Source organism: Crossiella sp. CA-258035 (genome assembly GCF_030064675.1).
Taxonomy (GTDB): domain Bacteria; phylum Actinomycetota; class Actinomycetes; order Mycobacteriales; family Pseudonocardiaceae; genus Crossiella.
Genome location: NZ_CP116413.1, coordinates 6,556,695 through 6,573,810 on the forward strand (window position 1 = coordinate 6,556,695; position 17,116 = coordinate 6,573,810).

The 17,116-nt window shown below is 71.2% G+C and carries 16 protein-coding genes; 7 read left to right on the forward strand and 9 right to left on the reverse strand.

Going from position 1 to position 17,116, the window contains the following annotated elements; all coding sequences use genetic code 11:
* Nucleotides 1–50: 50 nt before the first annotated feature.
* Together N8J89_RS42025 and N8J89_RS29465 are read right to left on the reverse strand one after the other, a co-directional pair.
* Nucleotides 51–470 carry an acyl-CoA dehydrogenase family protein gene (locus N8J89_RS42025; RefSeq protein WP_502868345.1) on the reverse strand — a complete coding sequence of 140 codons (420 nt, stop codon included), beginning with the start codon at nucleotides 468–470 and terminating at the stop codon, nucleotides 51–53.
* 367 nt (nucleotides 471–837) lie between these two features.
* A complete protein-coding gene (locus tag N8J89_RS29465) occupies nucleotides 838–3,225 on the reverse strand; it encodes an acyl-CoA dehydrogenase family protein (protein ID WP_283660257.1) in 2,388 nt (795 codons plus the stop codon).
* 200 nt (nucleotides 3,226–3,425) lie between these two features.
* Between N8J89_RS29465 and kstR the strand changes: the two genes are divergently transcribed.
* Nucleotides 3,426–4,052 (forward strand): cholesterol catabolism transcriptional regulator KstR, encoded by a 627-nt coding sequence (kstR, locus tag N8J89_RS29470; protein WP_283660258.1) that lies wholly within the window; start codon nucleotides 3,426–3,428, stop codon nucleotides 4,050–4,052.
* A gap of 66 nt (nucleotides 4,053–4,118) precedes the next feature.
* Here kstR and N8J89_RS29475 read toward each other — a convergent pair whose 3' ends face one another.
* Both N8J89_RS29475 and N8J89_RS29480 read right to left on the reverse strand, forming a co-directional pair.
* On the reverse strand, nucleotides 4,119–4,700 hold the full coding sequence (locus N8J89_RS29475; protein ID WP_283660259.1) for a dihydrofolate reductase family protein: 582 nt from the start codon (nucleotides 4,698–4,700) through the stop codon (nucleotides 4,119–4,121).
* A 731-nt stretch (nucleotides 4,701–5,431) separates the two neighbouring features.
* Nucleotides 5,432–6,763 carry a flavin-containing monooxygenase gene (locus tag N8J89_RS29480; protein ID WP_283660260.1) on the reverse strand — a complete coding sequence of 444 codons (1,332 nt, stop codon included), beginning with the start codon at nucleotides 6,761–6,763 and terminating at the stop codon, nucleotides 5,432–5,434.
* 82 nt (nucleotides 6,764–6,845) lie between these two features.
* Here N8J89_RS29480 and N8J89_RS29485 point away from each other — a divergent pair, with 82 nt between their 5' ends.
* From N8J89_RS29485 to N8J89_RS29505, 5 genes are all read left to right on the forward strand, one after another.
* Nucleotides 6,846–7,502, forward strand: coding sequence for a TetR/AcrR family transcriptional regulator (locus N8J89_RS29485; protein WP_283660261.1), 657 nt, complete (start codon nucleotides 6,846–6,848; stop codon nucleotides 7,500–7,502).
* 497 nt (nucleotides 7,503–7,999) lie between these two features.
* The gene (locus N8J89_RS29490) at nucleotides 8,000–9,400 is read left to right on the forward strand and encodes a glycoside hydrolase family 28 protein (RefSeq protein ID WP_283660262.1); all 1,401 of its coding nucleotides are present in this window, start codon (nucleotides 8,000–8,002) and stop codon (nucleotides 9,398–9,400) included.
* Nucleotides 9,401–9,520: 120 nt separating this feature from the next.
* The gene (locus N8J89_RS29495) at nucleotides 9,521–9,934 is read left to right on the forward strand and encodes an SsgA family sporulation/cell division regulator (protein WP_283660263.1); all 414 of its coding nucleotides are present in this window, start codon (nucleotides 9,521–9,523) and stop codon (nucleotides 9,932–9,934) included.
* Nucleotides 9,935–10,056: 122 nt separating this feature from the next.
* Entirely contained in the window at nucleotides 10,057–10,818 is a 762-nt protein-coding gene (locus tag N8J89_RS29500; protein ID WP_283660264.1) for a bestrophin-like domain, read from the forward strand.
* Between the two features lie 17 nt (nucleotides 10,819–10,835).
* Nucleotides 10,836–11,351: a hypothetical protein gene (locus N8J89_RS29505; protein ID WP_283660265.1), complete on the forward strand. Its 516-nt coding sequence runs from the start codon at nucleotides 10,836–10,838 to the stop codon at nucleotides 11,349–11,351.
* Here N8J89_RS29505 and N8J89_RS29510 read toward each other — a convergent pair.
* The 5 genes from N8J89_RS29510 to N8J89_RS29530 all read right to left on the reverse strand — a co-directional run bounded on the left by N8J89_RS29510 (nucleotide 11,341) and on the right by N8J89_RS29530 (nucleotide 15,939).
* A complete protein-coding gene (locus tag N8J89_RS29510; protein ID WP_283660266.1) occupies nucleotides 11,341–12,471 on the reverse strand; it encodes an ABC transporter substrate-binding protein in 1,131 nt (376 codons plus the stop codon). The two genes, N8J89_RS29505 and N8J89_RS29510, sit on opposite strands and share 11 nt — an antisense overlap.
* Nucleotides 12,464–13,255 carry an ion transporter gene (locus tag N8J89_RS29515; RefSeq protein ID WP_283660267.1) on the reverse strand — a complete coding sequence of 264 codons (792 nt, stop codon included), beginning with the start codon at nucleotides 13,253–13,255 and terminating at the stop codon, nucleotides 12,464–12,466. The genes N8J89_RS29510 and N8J89_RS29515 overlap by 8 nt, the downstream gene beginning before the upstream one ends.
* 120 nt (nucleotides 13,256–13,375) lie before the next feature.
* On the reverse strand, nucleotides 13,376–14,716 hold the full coding sequence (locus N8J89_RS29520; protein WP_283660268.1) for an MFS transporter: 1,341 nt from the start codon (nucleotides 14,714–14,716) through the stop codon (nucleotides 13,376–13,378).
* A gap of 13 nt (nucleotides 14,717–14,729) precedes the next feature.
* Nucleotides 14,730–15,116 (reverse strand): VOC family protein, encoded by a 387-nt coding sequence (locus N8J89_RS29525; protein ID WP_283660269.1) that lies wholly within the window; start codon nucleotides 15,114–15,116, stop codon nucleotides 14,730–14,732.
* 4 nt (nucleotides 15,117–15,120) lie between these two features.
* A complete protein-coding gene (locus tag N8J89_RS29530; protein WP_283660270.1) occupies nucleotides 15,121–15,939 on the reverse strand; it encodes an AraC family transcriptional regulator in 819 nt (272 codons plus the stop codon).
* A 36-nt stretch (nucleotides 15,940–15,975) separates the two neighbouring features.
* On the opposite strand from N8J89_RS29530, the gene N8J89_RS29535 reads away from it, so the two are divergent.
* Nucleotides 15,976–17,010: an LLM class F420-dependent oxidoreductase gene (locus N8J89_RS29535; RefSeq protein WP_283660271.1), complete on the forward strand. Its 1,035-nt coding sequence runs from the start codon at nucleotides 15,976–15,978 to the stop codon at nucleotides 17,008–17,010.
* Nucleotides 17,011–17,116 lie beyond the last annotated feature (106 nt).

Genomic DNA, 17,116 nt, shown 5'->3' on the forward strand with positions numbered 1-17,116 from the left:
ACCGAACCGTGCACTCCGCCGCCCCCGACGAGGTCGGCGTCGACACCAGCTCAACCCCCGCCCCCGAGGGTCCACCACCGCCACCCCACGCCCCCACCCGCAAGGGAGACAACAACAAGCACCCACCGAGCCCACTCCGCGAACGGCACCCCCACCGCCACCCCGGTCAGTCCACGCGCCCCCCACTCCACATCCGTCCGCCCCACAGCCGCCGTCAAACCCCCACCGGCCAACAGCTGATCCTGCTGTGCCCCGGTCCCCAATCGAGCCACCGGCAACACCCCCAACGCCAAGTGCGCCAACCCCGGCGACACCACCCCGCCCCGCCCAAGCTCAGTCAGCAGCGCGGCGGTCTCCAACACCCCCAGCCCGGACCCACCCAACCGCTCCGGCACCGCCAACGACAACAACTCGGCTTCCCCCAGCCGCCGCCACAACCCGCCCCACCCCGAGCCATCTTCCGGGCCCACCCGCCCGGTGCCGCTGTCCGACCCCGTCCGCCCCGCGCCATCCTCCAGCTCCGCTCGACCCGCGCGATCCGTCGCTCCTGCCCGCCCCCGCTGCCCTCCGACCCCACCTGTCCCGCGCGATCCCCCGTTCCCGCCTGCCCCGCGCCTTCCTTCGATCCCGCTTGCCGCGCGCCGTTCCCGAGCCCCGCCGATCCCGCGCCGTCCTCCGGCCCCGACCGCCCCGCGCCATCCGCCGACCCCACGCTGTCCTTCGCCCCCGCCCGCCCCGCGACGCCCTCCGACCCAACCCGCCCCGCGCCGTCGTCCGCCCCCACCAGCTTCGCGGCGAGCTCCCTCACGGCAACCTGCGCCTCACCCAGCTCGAAGTTCACCGCCCCTTCCCCTCCCCGTCCCGAGGCAACCCCAGCACCCGCTCCCCCACCAACGTCAGCAAGATCTGCGTCGTCCCCCCGGCAATGCTCAAACACCGGCTCAGCAAATACCGGTGCACCTCCCCCGACTCCCCCACCAAAGCCTGCTCCCCCAACAACTCGGCCGCCACCTCCGCGACGTCCTGCCGGTGCCGCACCCCCACCAACTTCCGCACCCCGGACTCCGCCCCCACCCCGCCCCCGGCCACCGCCCGCTGAGTAGCCCGAAGATCCAGCAACGACAACGCCAGCCCATCCACCACCAGTTCGCCAACCCGCTCCGCCACCACCGGGTCCGCCAGCAACCCGGCCTCCCCCGCGGCGGCCAGCACCTCCTCCACCGGCTCCCCCAACGCCGACCCCCGGCTCATCGCCACCCGCTCATCGGCCAAGGTCCCGCGAGCCAACCGCCACCCATCCCCCGGCTCCCCAACAACATCGGCGTCCGCGACGAACACCTCGTCCAGGAACACCTCGGCAAACCGAGCATCTCCGGTGATCTCACGTAACGGCCGCACGGATATACCGTCCGACTGCATATTCACCAGGAAGTACGTCAACCCCCGATGCCGCGGCGCCTCAGGATCGGTCCGCGCCAAGCAAATCCCCCGATCCGCCCGATCCGCCAACGAGGTCCACACCTTCTGCCCGGACAACAGCCACCCACCGTCGGTCCGCACCGCCCGAGTCCGCAACGAAGCGAGATCCGACCCAGCCCCCGGCTCGCTGAACAGCTGGCACCACACCACCTCACCGCGCAACGTCGCCCCCACGAACCGCCGCCGCTGCTCCTCAGTCCCATGCCGCAACAACGTCGGCGCCGCCCACCCCCCGATCACCAGATCCGCCCGAGCCACGCCAGCCCGAGTCAACTCCTCCTCCACCACCAACTGCCCCAACGCCCCCAGCCCCAGCCCATACGGCCGCGGCCAATGCGGGGCGAACAACCCCGCCGCCACCAACGCCGCCCGCCGCTCCCCCTCACACAGCCCGGCGATCCGCTCAACCTCCCGCCGCACCCCCTCCCGAAGCCCCACTGCCCCAACGCCGTCATCACCCGCAGCCGCCCCAGCTCCGGTTCCAGCAGCCGCCACCTGGTCGTCTCCGCCGGCACCTCCCACTCCGTCATCGCCGCCAGCCCGGCCATCCCCACCGACCACCGTCTGCCCGCTCCCGCCCCCCAACCCCTTCCGCCCGTTCGCACCGCACGCCCCTACCCCCGCCGAGCCGCCATCCCCGCCCACCCCCGACTCCCACCCCTCGCCCTCCCCCAACTCCACCTGCAACCGCCGCCGAGTCCCCCGCCCCGCCAGCACCGCGGCCCGCTCCCGCCACCGCACCCCGCTCAGCAACTGCCGCAAGGCAAACGCCCGTCGCAGGTACAGATGCGCGTCGTGCTCCCAGGTGAACCCGATCCCGCCGAGCACCTGCACACAGTCCTTCGCGTTGGCCACCGCCGCGTCCAGCGCGACCGCCGCCGCGGCCGCCGCCGACAACGACATCGCGGGTGACGCCTCCTCCACCGCCCGCGCCGCGTCCCAGGCCACCGCGGCCGCCCGTTCGGACCGGCACAGCATCTCCGCGCACAGGTGCTTCACCGCCTGGAACGAGCCGATCGGCCGCCCGAACTGCACGCGTTCGCGGGCATATCGCGTCGCGATATATACGCACTGCCGAGCTATCCCGGCCGCCTCCGCCGAGGCCAGCACCGCGGCCCGGTCCAGCACCGTCTCCGTGGTCAGGTCCGGCAGCACCCGGTCGGCGGGGATCACGGCCACCACCTCGACCTCGGCCAGGTCCCGCGAGAAGTCCGTGGCCGGCAACGGGCGCACCCCGGCTTCTCCCGGCGTCAGCAGGATCCAGCCGGTCTCCCCGCCGACCGGCAACAGCAGCGCGGCGTCCTCGACCGCTCCCAGCACCGGCCCGGTCACGCCGGTGACCAGCAGCCGTCCGGCGGAATCCCGTTGCGCGGTCAGCGTTCCCGGTGTCAGGGCGACTGCGGCGGACAGTCCACATGCGACGGCGGGCAGCAGTTCCCGGATACTCGGCTGGTCGGCGAGCACCAGCCCGGCCAGCGCGGTCGGCAGCACCGGCCCCGGCATCAGGGCCTCGGCGGCGGCTTCCAAGGCGACGGCCAGGTCCACCACCGTGCCGCCCGCGCCACCGAGCTCCTCGGGCACGGCGATGCCGAACAGTCCCAGGTCGACCAGTCCGGGCCACAGCCGGCGCCAGGCCGGGTCGCCGTTCTCCTGCGCGCGCACTGCCGCGATGGCGTGACCGTCCCGGCCGTAGGCGAGCACGGACTCGCGCAACGCCTGCTGCTCCACGGTGACCGCGATCGACACGACACCTCCAGCCAGACCGAAGATGTAGAACGTGTTTCACTTTGCCGCACGGCAGCGCGAGACGCCACCCTCCACTCGGACGCACCAACAACCAGACCCGAACGGGCCAGCGCACACTGGGAGTTCACCGAGACAACGGGTAGGCTCAACCCGCAGAACTGGAACAAGTTTCGCCTTTGTCGTGATGTTAGCCTAAGTCCATGACGACTACGCCCAAGGCGCGCGCGGGCGGGGCCGAGGCACTGACCGGTCTCGCCGAGGAGGAGCTGGGCTCGGCGGCCCAGCGCGACCGGCGCAGGCGGATCATCGACGCGACCATCGCGCTCGCCTCCAAGGGCGGCTACGACGCGGTGCAGATGCGCGCGGTGGCCGAGCGCGCCGACGTGGCGCTGGGCACCCTCTACCGCTACTTCCCGTCCAAGGTGCACCTGCTGGTCACCGCGCTGGCCAGGGAACTGGAACGAGCCAACCAGAAGATCGAGCGCGCCGCCATCCCCGGCGACACCGCCTACGACCGCGTGCTGTTCGTGCTGCGCCGCACCACCCGCAGCCTGCAACGCGACCCGCTGTTCACCGAGGCGATGACCCGGGCGTTCATGTTCGCTGACGCCAGCGCCGCGGCCGAGGTCGACTCGGTGGGCCTGTTGATGGAACGCATGTTCGTCACTGCGATGGGCGGCGAACCGGACACCGAACGCAAGGCGATCGCCCGCGTCATCGGCGACGTCTGGCTGTCGAACCTGGTCGCCTGGGTGACCCGGCGGGCATCAGCCACCGACGTGGCAACCCGCCTGGAGCTCACGATCCGCCTGCTCCTCAAGGACTAGCGACCGCGGCGAGACCGGCCCGACGAAAACGGGGGCAGGAAGCGGAAACTCCCTGCCCCCGGCTACTCACCCGCGCCGCTGATAGCTGAGGAAGAGCACCCCGCTGTCGAACCGCTTCAGATCGGCCAGCTCGAACCGGTCCGGGCTGAACCCACCGTTGAACATCGGGATCCCCTTGCCCATCACGGTCGGGTGCTGCTTCACGAAGACCTCGTCGATCTCCGGCAGCAGCTCCGCGGCGAGCGCACCCCCGCCGACCAGGTAGATCCCCAGCCCGTCCTGCTGCTTGAGCTCCTTGACCTTGGCCAGCGCGTCCCCGCGAACCAGCTCCACCGTCGGCGCGGCCTCGGTCAGCGTGGAGGAGAACACGTAGTGCTTGAGGTGCAGGTAGGCATCCGGAACCCCTTGCGCCACACCGCTCTCGTAGGACTTGCGCCCCTCCAGCACGGTGTCGAACCGGGTCAGCTCACCCGCGATCCCCAGCGCGTCCCGCGCCATGTACGGCAAGGTGTCCCCGTAGTTCTGGAACAGGTACTCCATGTGGTCACCCTCCATCAGGAAGTGACCAGCAGCCGTCGGGTCGCCCCCGCCAACCTCGGCGATGAAGCCATCCAGGGTCGCCGCCACGAAGTAAGTCAACTTGCGCATCTATTGTCTCCCCAGTCCATCCATGGGAGCGACCCTCACCCCCAACCACTGCAACCATAGTACTCCACCCATAGTGGTTGCAACAACCAACCCTGCCCCGCCAGCGCACCCACCCGCCAGACGCGGGGCGAGCTGCGGCGTTGCCTCGAGCGACCGGCGGTGCCGCAGCGGCGGCGACGGGCGGCGAGCAGCGGGCCCCGACAGGTGCGGGGTGGCTGCGACGTGCCATGGTCGAGGGCATCGGATCACGGCACCAGGCGTCGGTCGTCGGGTGCCAGACGTCGGGCGTCAGGTGCCAGGCGTCAGGTCCCAGGCGGCGACCTGCGGCGGGCACCGGCTGCGGACGGCACGCCGCCGGGCGGTGCCACACCGGCAGGCGGCGGCTCACCGTCGGGCCGGGTCTGACCGCCGGGCCGCGCCCAGCCCCGGCCGCGTCCCAGCGCCGGGCCGCGTCCCAGCCCCGGGCGGCGTCTCAGCGCCGGGCAGTGGCTGGCGGCTTGCCGGCGACGGTCGACGGATTGCCGGGGTCGCGCTCGGGCCGGGGTGGCGCTGGCCTCTCGACTGTCGTGTGGTGGCTGTTGCCGGTGCGCCTTCCGGGCACCGTGCGTCTCCCCGCCACGCGCACCGCTTCTCTCTGCGGAACGAAACGATCAGCGGGTGAAGTTCCGCGGCCCTTTCAGCTATCAGCGAACAGCGGGCTGGGCCTCGGCGCGGAGCGGCGGTGGGCTGGGTCAGGGGTGGGGTTGGCGGTGGCGGGTGCGGCGGTCTTGGGTCAGTTCGTGGAGGTAGGGGTGGAAGTCGACCTGGATGGTGTGGCGTTTGGAGGCAACGTAGCGCTTGCGTTGGGCGCGTTGGTAATCGGCGATGCTGCGGCGCATGGTGTCCTGGCTCGGCAGGGTGGTGGTGCCGTCCAGGAGGTCGGCGATCCACGAGGCCTGGGCTTCGGCCAGGGGCATGACGGCGCCCAGGGGTTGGATGAGGCCGATGAAGTAGAGGCCGGGGTGGTCCACCGAGGCGATTCGGCGGTACAGGTCGATGTGGTTGTCGACGGGCTTGATGATGTCCTCGCCCAGGAAGGGGAAGGTGATCCGGTAGCCGGTGCAGTAGATGACCAGGTCGACTGGTTCGCTGGTGCCGTTGGTGAAGTGGACCGTGTCGCCCTCGAACCTGGCGATGTTGGGGCGGATCTGGATGTCGCCGTGGCCCAGGCGGCTGAGCAGGTCCTCGGAGACGGTGGGATGGGCGGCGAAGAGTTTGTGCTGGGGGTCGGGCAGGCCGTAGTCCGACATCTTGCCGATCTTCAGGCGCAGGAAGGCGCCCAGCAGCAGGCGGCGGGCGAACATCGGCAGGGTTCGGGTCAGGAAGGGGCTGCTCAGGGTGTCGGTGGGGCGGCCGAAGAAGTACTTGGGCAGCACGTACTCACCGCGGCGGAAGGCCAGCAGGGTGCGGTCGACGACGCGGGAGCTCTCCACCGCGATGTCGCAGGCCGAGTTGCCGAAACCCAGTACCAGCACCCGTTTTCCCACCAGGACGTCGGGGGTGCGGTAGTGGTGGGCGTGCAACTGGGCGCCGGAGAAGGTGTCGGCGCCGGGGAAGGCGGGTTCGGGCCAGCGGGGGTCCCAGTGGTGGCCGTTGGCGACCAGGACGGCGCGGAAGCGCTCGGTCTGCTCTGATCCGTCCACTGTGGACCGGGTGGTGACCTGGTAGCCGCCGCCGGGCTCGGGGCGGACGTTGGTCACCTCGGTCTGGAAGCGGATGTGGCGGTGCAGGCCGAAGTGTTCGACGAAGGAGTCGAAGTAGGCCGCGATCTGGGTGTGGCTGGGGTAGTCGGGCAGGGTGGCCGGCATCGGGAAGCTCGCGTACTCCATCTGCTGCCGGGAGGTGTTGATGTGCAGCGACCGGTAGGCCGAGGACATGCCGTTGTCGTTGTCGTAGCGCCAGTTCCCGCCCACCCGCGAGCCGGTCTCGAAACAGGTGAACTCGATCCCCCGCGCCTGGAGCACCTGGGCCGCGGCGATCCCTGATGAACCCGCGCCGATGACACAGACCCGCTGCATGATCATCCCCCTGAGGTTGTGACCGGGTGGTCATGGCAGCATTCTCGGTGCCCGGGGGCCAGCGCAATACCGCTCAACGGAGGCCGCAGTGCCCACTCAGACGTGGACGAACCTGCCGGGACCGCGCCGGGACCGGGTGCTGGCCGCCGCCGTCGCGGAGTTCGGCAGGCACGGCTACTCCGGCGGCAGCCTCAACGTGATCGCCCAAGAGGCCGGGGTCGCCAAGGGTTCGCTGTTCCAGTACTTCACGGACAAGTTCGACTTCTTCCTGCACGTCACCGAGCACACCGCGCTGCGGGTGCGGGCGGCGCTGGACCCGTGGCTGGACCGGCTCGACCCCGGGGCCGGGTTCGCCGAGTCGGTGCTGGACGCGGCGCAGGCGTGGATGTCCTACTTCGCCGATCATCCCGCCGATCGCGGGATGGTCGCGGCGATCAACCTGGAGCTGGACCCGGCGATCCGCGCGGTGGTGCTCGGGCCGGTGCACCAGCGCTACCGGGAGGCGCTGCTGCCGCACTTCGCGCGCGCCCGGGAGCACGGCACGCTGCACGCCGGGGCGGATCTGGACGCGTTGCTCGCGCTGTTCCTGGTGTTGCTGCCGCATCTGGCGCTGGCTCCGTTCGAGCCGGGGATCGACGGGGCGCTGGGCTTGCACGGGCGGCCGGTGGCGGAACTGCGCGCGCAGGCCGCGCGGCTGATCCGGCCGGTGCTCGCCGGGTTCGGGGTGGCGGGGCAGACCGGGTGAGGTGGAGGGCAAGGGCCGGGTGTGGCTGGCCGAGCAGGAGGGCAGGCGCGCCGCGCCGGGTGGGGCGGGACGGGCAGACAGAGCAGGGCGGGGCGAGTCGGCGGGCGAAGCAGCAGGGCGGGCGGCGAGGCGCGCAGCAGGGCGGGCGAGGCGGAGCGGCACGGCAGGCGAGGCGGAGCGGCACGGCAGGCGAGGCGGAGCGGCACGGCGGATGAGGCGGAGCGGCAGGGCGGATGAGACGGCGGGACGGATGAGACGGCGGGACGGATGAGGCGAGGTGGCGGGCGACACCGGCGGATGAGGCGGCAGGGCGGGTGAGGCGCGCGGCGGGCGACACCGGCGGGGTGAGGCGGCGAGGCGGGTGGCACCGGCGATGTGGCTGGTGGGCGGGGCGGGGGTGCGACCATCGGCGGATTGACCGCGGTGGGGGTGGCGGCGAGGATGGGTGAAAACGTATTCATTCGTCGGGTCGCCGCCAGCCCGGGAGGGAGCTGGCGATGGGGTCGTCTCGGCGGGACTTCCTGAGGGTGACCGGGCTGGCCGCTGGGGGTGCGTTGCTGCCCGGGGCCGCGCTCGCGAGCCAGGCTCCCACCTCGGCTGATCCGTGGGACGCGGTGCCGGGGATTCTGGCCCGGGTCGTGCCGCCGTCGTTTCCCGCGCGGGACTTCCCCATCACCGGCTACGGCGGCAAGGGGGACGGCAAGGCGGACAACACCGCCGCGTTCCGGGCCGCCATCGCCGCCTGTGGGCAGGCCGGAGGTGGGCGGGTGGTGGTGCCCGCGGGGACCTTCCTGACCGGGGCTGTTCACCTGACCAGTAACGTCAACCTGCATATACAGTCCGGCGGTATAATCAGGTTCGCTACCGATCCGAAGAAGTTCCTGCCGGTGGTGCGGACCCGGTGGCAGGGGATCGAGTGCATGAACTACTCGCCCTTCATCTACGCCTACGAGGCCACCAACGTGGCGCTGACCGGGGCTGGGCGCATCGACGGGCAGGCGGGCAACGGGCCGTGGTTCGACTTCGACCCGAAGCGGCAGCCGGACTGGGAGCGGCTGCAGAAGATGGCGGTGGATGACGTGCCGGTGGAGCGGCGAGTGTTCGGGGGCGGGCACTTCCTGAAGCCGAACATGATCCAGTTCTACCGGTGCCGGAACGTGCTGGTGGAGGGGCTCGACATCCGGAGTCCGGCGATGTGGACCATTCATCCGGTGCTGTGCCGCAATGTCACGGTGCGCGGGGTCACCGTGCACAGCCGGGGCGGCATGGTGGACGGGGTGGATCCGGAGGCCAGTTCCGACGTGCATGTGACCGGGTGCACGTTCGACACCGGCGATGACGGCGTGGTGATCAAGTCGGGGCGGGACATCGACGGGCGCCGGGTGGGGGTGCCCAGTGCGAACATCGTGATCGAGGAGTGCGCGTTCCTGGGGCGCTGGGGCGCGATCGCGGTGGGCAGTGAGATGTCCGGCGGGGTGCGCAACGTATTCGCGCAGGACATCACCATCCGGCCGGGGCCGGACTACCAGACCTTCCACGCGGTCTACATCAAGACCAACAAGCGGCGGGGTAGCACCGTGGACGGGGTGCACGTGCGCAGACTTGTCGCTGACAAGATTGGCCGGGGCGCGGTGTTCATCACCATGAACTACAACCTGACCGGGCCTGGGTTCGGGCCGATCGCCTACCCGGCCGTGCGCAACGTCACGTTGGACCGGCTCACCGTGCGCGGCACGCCCTGGGCGGTGCGCCTGGACGGCCTCGCGGAAAGCCACATCCAGGACGTCCAGGTCAGCAACAGCACGTTCACCGAGGTCGCGGACGCCGGCATCTCGATCAGGAACGCCGATCGGACCGTGTTCCGCAATGTGCAGGTGAATGGCAAACCGGTCCTCTGACGTGGCATTCTGCCCGAACGTTCGCACGAATGGGTGTGATGCGCGCCGAACCGCGTAAAGCTGGGAAGCCTCAAACGTCCCCCCAACGCACGCGACGGGCGAGACGGAAGGGCAGCAGTCATGCGCGAGGAGCACGCGGAGATCCGGACCACCACGATGTTCAACCTGCTGGTGGCACCGCCGGTGCCGGTGGAGGTCGAACTGGGTTACTCGACCACCGACCCGTACGCGGTACGCGCGGTGTTCAACCCCGGTGGCAGCCAGAGCGTGGAGTGGATCCTCGCTCGGGACCTGCTGGCCGACGGGCTGATCAGCGACAGCGGCGAGGGCGACGTCAAGATGTGGCCGATCCCGGATCAGCTGGAGCTGGTCGTGATCGAGTTCACCACCCCGGCCGGGCACGCCCGGTTCACCGCTGACGCCGAGGAACTGGCGGAGTTCCTCAACCGCAGCTACGAGCTCATCGCCCCCGGCACCGAGCACGAGTGGTTCGACTTCGAGCACGAGCTCACCCACCTGGGCAACGCGAACTGAGGGCCCGGTGCCCCTCGGGGTGAACAACGGCCTCGTTCGAGCGAACAACGGGGCGCGTCCTCCTCGGTCTGCCCGTGGCGACTTAGGTTTCGGTGACGAAGCCGAGGCCGGGAGGGCGCGGGGTGCTGTGGAACAGCCTGCTGATCGTGGGCGGGGCCATCGGAATCAGCGTCCTGGCCGCCTACGTGGTGGACCGTTGCGTCCGGCGTGAGTCGCGGGCCCGCTACCACGACGTCTCCGGCCACTTCTTCGCCGCGGTCGGCGCTTTCTACGCGATCCTGGTCGCCTTCGTGGTGGTCGCGGTGTGGGAGGACATGGAGGCGGCGAAGAAGAACACCTACGCCGAGGCGAACGCGTTGCCGGGCCTGTACTTCGCCTCGACCGCCTTCTCCGACAAGGACAAGGCCGCCTTCCAGGACATCGCCGTCAGCTACGCGCGCACCGTGATCGTGGACGAGTGGCCGGAGCTGCGCGAGGGCCAGGCCAGCGCCAAGGTCGAGGACGTGGCCAAGCGGATGCGCCGGGCCATCGTGTCGATGGACGTGGAGACCGCGCGCCAGGAAGGCCTGTACTCGGCCATGATCGAGCGGGTCAACACGATCAACACCATGCGCCGGGAACGGCTCAACGAGGCGCACACCTCGGTGCCCCGGTTCTTCTGGGTCGGGTTGATCATCGGCGGGGTGCTGGTCATCGGGTTCGCGTTGTTCTTCGGCCCGCCGGGTTTCCTGCCGCACGCGCTGATGATCGCGGTGCTGGCCGCGCTGGTGTCGGCCTCCCTCTACTTCACCTACCTGATGGACCACCCGTTCCGGGGCGAGGTCGCGGTGACCCCCGAGGCCTTCCGCATCGCCTTGGTCCAGATGGGACAGACACCACCGTGAGAAGTCGAGGAGGAGCAATGCCCGCCCAATCCCGCCGTCCCTGGTTGCGGATCGCCGTGATCGCCGCGGTGGCCTCGGTGCTGCCGCTGGCCGCCGCCAGCGCCGCGCCCGCACCGGCGCCCCAGGACGAGACCATCGAGCTGACCGCCCAGCGCGGGGTGCTGAGCCTGCCGGCGACGCCCGCGGTCGGCGTGCCCTTCCTCGGTGGCGGCGACCTGCTCGACGCCGCGGGCAAGAAGGCCGGCGAGGGTTACTCCAGCTGCCTGATCGCCAAGATCGCGCTGCCCGCCGAGCTCACCGCCTACTGCACCTCGGCGTTCCGGCTGGAGAAGGGCGAGATCCACCTGTCCAGCCTGCGCACCTACACGCTGCTGCCCGGCCCCACCTTCAAGGACGGGCCGATGGCGGTGACCGGCGGCACCGGCGCGTACAAGAGCGCCCGCGGCGAGGCCAAGACCGTGAAGCAGGGCGGGGACCCGCTGGACCCCTCGAAGCCGGTGTCCTACAAGTTCACCATCACGCTCAGCGCCTGAGCGCCTCGACCAGGTCGCCGTCAGGTGTCACGGCGGCGACCCGGTCGGCGGCCACGATCCGCAGCTCCGGTCCCCCGGCCCCGTGCCGCCACTGCCCGCCGGCCAGCGGCAGCGCGGCGATCCGCGGGGCCGGGCCGCGGGTCCAGTCGAGCCTGCCCGCGATGGTGTGGATGTCGGTGCGGGAGAGGGCTTCGCGCACCGCGGCGGGATCGTCCGGGTCGGCCGCGGTGCGCACCGCGTGGGCAGCCACCTCCAGCAGCGCGTGCGCCAACCCCAAGGGCGGCAACCAGGATCGGCCGGTGTCGCGCCGGTAGGCCGCGGCCAGCTCCGCCGCGGATCGTCCGTCCACACTGGACACGCACCGGTGCCGGGGTGACCAGGCGACCACGGTGGCGACCCGGTCCAGCGCGGGGTGCTCCAGGCCGAACGGGTAGGCCAGCCAACGGGAACAGGTGATCAGCCGCAGGCCCAGCTGGCCGGCGGCGGCGCTGAACCCGGCGAGGTCGGCGGTGGTGGCCGCGCTGCTGACGATGCGCGCGCCCCCGGCGTGGAAGGCGGCGATGGCGGCGGTGTGCTCGGCGGCGGGTTCGGGGTAGCCGCCGGGGTCGACCAGCGGGCGGGCCTGGCGGGCCACGGGCAGGAAGCCCATCGCGGGATCGCGGAGGGCGGCGCCTTGCGGGCCGTTGTTCCAGAGCAGGCCGACCGGGTCGGCGCCGGGAACGCGGGACCACAGGTCGGTGAAGGTGCGGGCGATGTCGTCCAGGCCCCAGCAGAAGTGGAACGTGCCCGCGGGGCAGCCGGCGCGGTGCACCTGCCAGGGCAGCGCGGTGGACAGGAAGGGCAGGCCCGCCTCGGTCGCGGCGGCGGCCAGTGCGGGCAGCACGGTGGTGCCGCCCAGCGCGGTGACCAGCCGGGCCCCGTCGGCGGCCAGTCGCCGGACCGCGCGTCGCGCTCCGTCCACTGTGGACTCGTGGTCGGCGGTGCGGAACTCGATCGGGCGACCGTGCGCGGTCAGGGCGAGGCCGCGGAAGTGTTCGGTGGCATAGGCGAGTGGGTCGCCCAGCGGGGCCAGGCGGCCGGAGCGGGGCAGCGCGACCCCGATCCGCGGCGGGTCAGTCACGGGCCTTGCGCAGTTCGCGGATCTCGGCCCGGAGCGCCCGCAGCTCCAGCAGCACCGCCTGCTCGTCCTCGGCGGCGCGCGGTTCCGGGATGGTGGCCTTGTGCTCGGCGGCGATCTGGGACTCCATCGCGCTGACCATGGTGGCGATGAACAGGTTCAGCACGGTGAAGGTGCCCAGCAGCACGAACCCGACGAAGAAGATCCAGGCCAGCGGGTACTCGGTCATCACCTCGCGCATGACGTCGGACCAGGCGTCGCCGGTGATGATCTGGAACAGGGTGAGCATCGAGGCGCCCAGGTCGCTGAAGTAGCCGCCGGGCGCGGTGCCGTAGAGGTTGGTGGCCATCACCCCGGCCACGTAGAGCAGCAGGGTGAGCACCGCGACGATGGAGAGCACCGCGGGCACCGCGCTGAGCAGGGCGGCCACCACCCGGCGCAGGTTGGGCAGCACGGAGAGCAGGCGCAGCACCCGGATGATGCGCAGCGCGCGCAGCACCGAGGAGCCGTGTGCGAAGGGGGCCAGCGAGATCAGCACGATGAGCAGGTCGAAGCAGCTCCACGGGTCGCGGAAGAACTCCCGCCCGTGCGCGTAGAGGCGTAAGGCGAGCTCGATCACGAACACGCCCAGCGCCCACTGGTCGACGGTGTCCACAATGGACCCGTACTCGCGTTCGATGGCGGGCACGGTCTGCAGCCCGAGCGCGATCGCGTTGACCACGATGACGGCGACGATCAGCTGCTGGAACCTGGTCGAGTCGACGAGGCCGCGAACCCTGCTGCGCAAGCCGTTCCCTTCCCGGACGGGGGCGAGGTGCGGGCGGAGCCTAACTCGTCACCCGGTCCGGGCGTGCTTTTCCCTGACGCTGCCGCACTTTCCGGTGAATCCGGCGCGGCTGCCCTCAAGTCAGCCGATGCGGTCCAGTTCGCGGGAGCGGGTCTCCGGGGCGGCGAAGGCCAGCCACAGCACCGACACCGCCACCGCGGCGCCCACCACCAGGAAGGTCAGCGGCAGGCCGAGCAGCGGCCACAGCAGCGAGCCGAAGATCACCGGCACGAACCCGGCGCCGATCCGGCTGACCGTGGAGGCCCAGCCGAACCCGCTGGCGCGCAAGGCGGTCGGGTACACCTCGGAGACGTAGGCGTAGAGCGCGGGAATGGTCACCTGGATCAGCAGGCCGTAGGCGCCGATCCACAGGTAGGCATAGCCCGGCAGGTCCAGGTGCAGGGCGAAGAGCACCAGCGCCAGCGCGGCGAGCGGCGCGCTGGCGCCGATGACCCACTTGCGGCCCACGGTCTCCACCAGCCAGGCCGAGATCAGCACCCCCAGGACGCCGACCGCGGTCATCAGCGTGGTCACCATGAAGGCCGCGTAGTCCCCGTACCCCTGGGCGCGCAGGATGCTGGGCAGCCAGGTGAGCGCGCCGTAGTAGAGCACGAAGACGGTGAGGAAGACCGCCCACATCGCCGAGGTGGTCCGGGCGCTGTGCGTCCACAGCGCCCGGAGTTGGCTCAGCATGCTGGTCATGGACAGCGTGGGCACAGCCTGTTTCTCCGGCAGGGTCCAGGGTTGCGGGGTGGCTCCGGTGCGTTCGACCAGGCGGTCGATCACCGCGCGGGCCTCGGCGTCGCGGCCGCGGCGCACCAGGTACATCGGCGACTCGGGCACCGAGAGCCGGACCCAGAACACCAGCAGCGCGGGCAGCACCATCACCAGCAGCAGCAACCGCCAGTCCTTCAGCGGCAGCAGCGCGGTGGAGACCAGTCCGCACAGGGTGGCGCCCAGCGGCCACCAGATGTCCAGCGCGGTGAGCACCCGGCCGCGGACCTTGGCCGGGGTGAACTCGCCGACCAGCGCGTAGTCCACCGGGATGCAGCCGCCCAGGCCGATCCCGGCCAGGAACCGGAACACGCAGAAGGTCACGTAGTCCGGGGAGGCCGCGCCGGCCACGGTGAACACCGAGAACATCAGCAGCGTGAGACTGAAGGCTTTCTTGCGGCCGATCAGGTCGGCGATGCCGCCCCAGGCGAAGGCCCCGACGGCCATGCCGATCAGGTTGGCGGTGCCGACCCAGCCGCGTTCGGCGGTGGAGAGGTTCCACTCGGCGCCGACCAGGGGGATCAGGTAGCCGTTGAGGGCCACGTCCCAGGCGTCGAACATGAACCCGAGCCCGCCGATGAGGAAGATCGTGCCCTGGGTTCCCCACCGCCACGGCAGTTCCTGCACCACCTCATCGCCTGTTCTCACGCCGAGCAGTCTCTCAGGTCCCCGGGTAGGTGCCGAAGCTCCACAGGTGGCCCTCGGGGTCGCGGACGGTGAAGCCGCGGGAGCCGTAGTCGCTGTCGTCGATGTCGCGGATGAGCTCGGCCCCGGCCGCGGTGGCGCGGGCCAGCACCTCGTCGGGTGTGGCGGTGACCACGTAGACCGAGCCGTGCGGGCTCCAGCAGACCTCGCGGTCGCGGCGGGTGCCGAGCATCACGCCGCCGCCTTCGGGCCAGGCGAGCTCGGCGTGCTGGACCTCGCCGTCGGCCTCCCCAGGCACGACCAGGGTCTCGGTGAAGCCGAAGGCGGTGGTGAGGAAGCGGATCGCGGCCAGGGCGTCGGTGTAGGCCAGGCCCGGCCACACGGTGGGAGCTGGTGTCGTCATGCGCTCAGCCTGGCGGGGGCAGCTGGTCCGGGTCTTGATGGAATGGAAGCTCCGCGGCCAGCCAGGCGGTCGGGGTCAGGCCGCTGAAGGCCCGCCAGTCCCGGCTCAGGTGGGCCTGGTCGGCGTAGCCGGCCAGCGCGGCCACCTCGGCCAGCGCCGGGCGGTCCGGGGGCGTGAGCAGGGCGCGGGCGTGCTGGAAGCGGACGATCCTGGCCAGCACCTTGGGGCTGAGGCCGAACTCACGGGTGAAGCGGGCGCGCAGGTGCTGGCGGCTCCAGCCGACCTCGGCGGCCAGCCCGGCCACCGCGACCGGGCCTTCGGTGAGCCGCCGCCAGGCCCAGCCGAGCTCAGGCGCGGGGATCGCGGCGGGGCGGGCCACCCGGTCCAGGACCTCGGTGAAGCAGGTGAACCGGTCGGCCCAGGTGCCTGCCGCGCGCAGCCGCTCCAGCAGCTCCTCCGCCGGCCGGCCGAGCAGGTCGAGCAGGGACACGTCCAGTCCGGCCAGCTCGCCGGCGGGCAGGCCGAACAGGGCGCGGGCGCCCAGCGGGGTGAGGTCGGCCTCCACGCCGAACTGCTCGCCGTCGTGCTCCACGGTCATCGGGGTGTCGTGCAGGCCGCCGACCAGGGCGGGGTAGCGGCGGGCCGGGCCGGGCCCGTCGCGCAGGTCGACGGTGCCGGAGAGGGTGGCGATGAAGGTGAGCTTGCTGGAGGGCAGGCCGCGGTGCACGCCTGGCGCGGACCGGACGTGGTAGCCGATGTAGCGGTTGACCAGCGGGCGCAGCCGGGGCGGCGGCAGCCCGATCACCTGCTCGAACTCCTCCACCCGGTCAGCCTAAGGCGAACCGCCTAACGTGGGCGCATGAAGGTTGCCACGACATTGGGGTACTGGAGCGCCGGTCCGCCAGCCGACGCCGGGGAGATCGTGCGGATCGCCGACGAGCTGGGCTTCGAGTCGGTGTGGACCGCCGAGGCCTACGGCAGCGACGTGCTCACGCCGCTGGCCTGGTGGGGCTCCCAGACCAGCCGGGTCAAGCTGGGCACCGGGATCGCGCAGATGTCCGCGCGGCCGCCGACCACCCTGGCCATGGCCGCGATGACCCTGGACCACCTGTCCAACGGGCGGGCCGTGATCGGCATCGGCGCGAGCAACCCGCAGGTGGTCGAGGGCTGGTACGGGGTGCCGTACCCGCGGCCGCTGGAGCGGACCAGGGAGTACATCGAGATCATGCGCAAGGTCATCGCCAGGGAGGGGCCGGTGACCTACGCGGGCAGGCACTTCCAGCTGCCCCTGGAGGGTGGCAGCGGGATGGGCAAGGCGCTGAAGTCGACGCTGCACCCGTTCCGCAAGGACATCCCGATCTTCCTGGCCGCGGAGGGGCCGAAGAACGTGGCCCTGGCGGCGGAGATCGCGGACGGCTGGCTGCCGTTGTTCTTGTCCCCCAAGACCAGTGACGAGTTCCGGGTGTCACTGGAGGAGGGGTTCGCTCGGGCGGGGGCGCGGCACACCAAGGAGAGCTTCGAGGTGGTCGGCGGGCCCTACTCGATCATCGTGAACGACGATGTGGAGGCGGCGGCGGACTGGTTGCGGCCGGTCATCGCGCTGTATGCCGGGGGGATGGGGGCCAAGGGGCTCAACTTCCACCACAACGTGATCGCCAAGGCCGGCTGGCACGCGGAGTGCGAGCGCATCCAAGACCTCTATCTGGCCGGGGACAAGCAGGCCGCCATCGCCGCGGTGCCCACCGCCATGGTCGAGGACTTCGCGATCATCGGGCCGCTGTCGAAGGTGCGGGAGGAGATCCAGCGCTGGAAAGAGACGGTGATCACTACCTTCTCGATCAACACGCTGCAGACCCAGTACCTGCCGCAGCTGGCCGAGTTCGTCCTGGGCTGATCGGAGTTTTTCCAACGCTGTAAGCCACTCGGGCGGCCACCAGACGACAACTCGACTAGCTCTGATGGGTGCCCTCAGTTGTGCTTCGGCCCGAGTTTTGCCATCC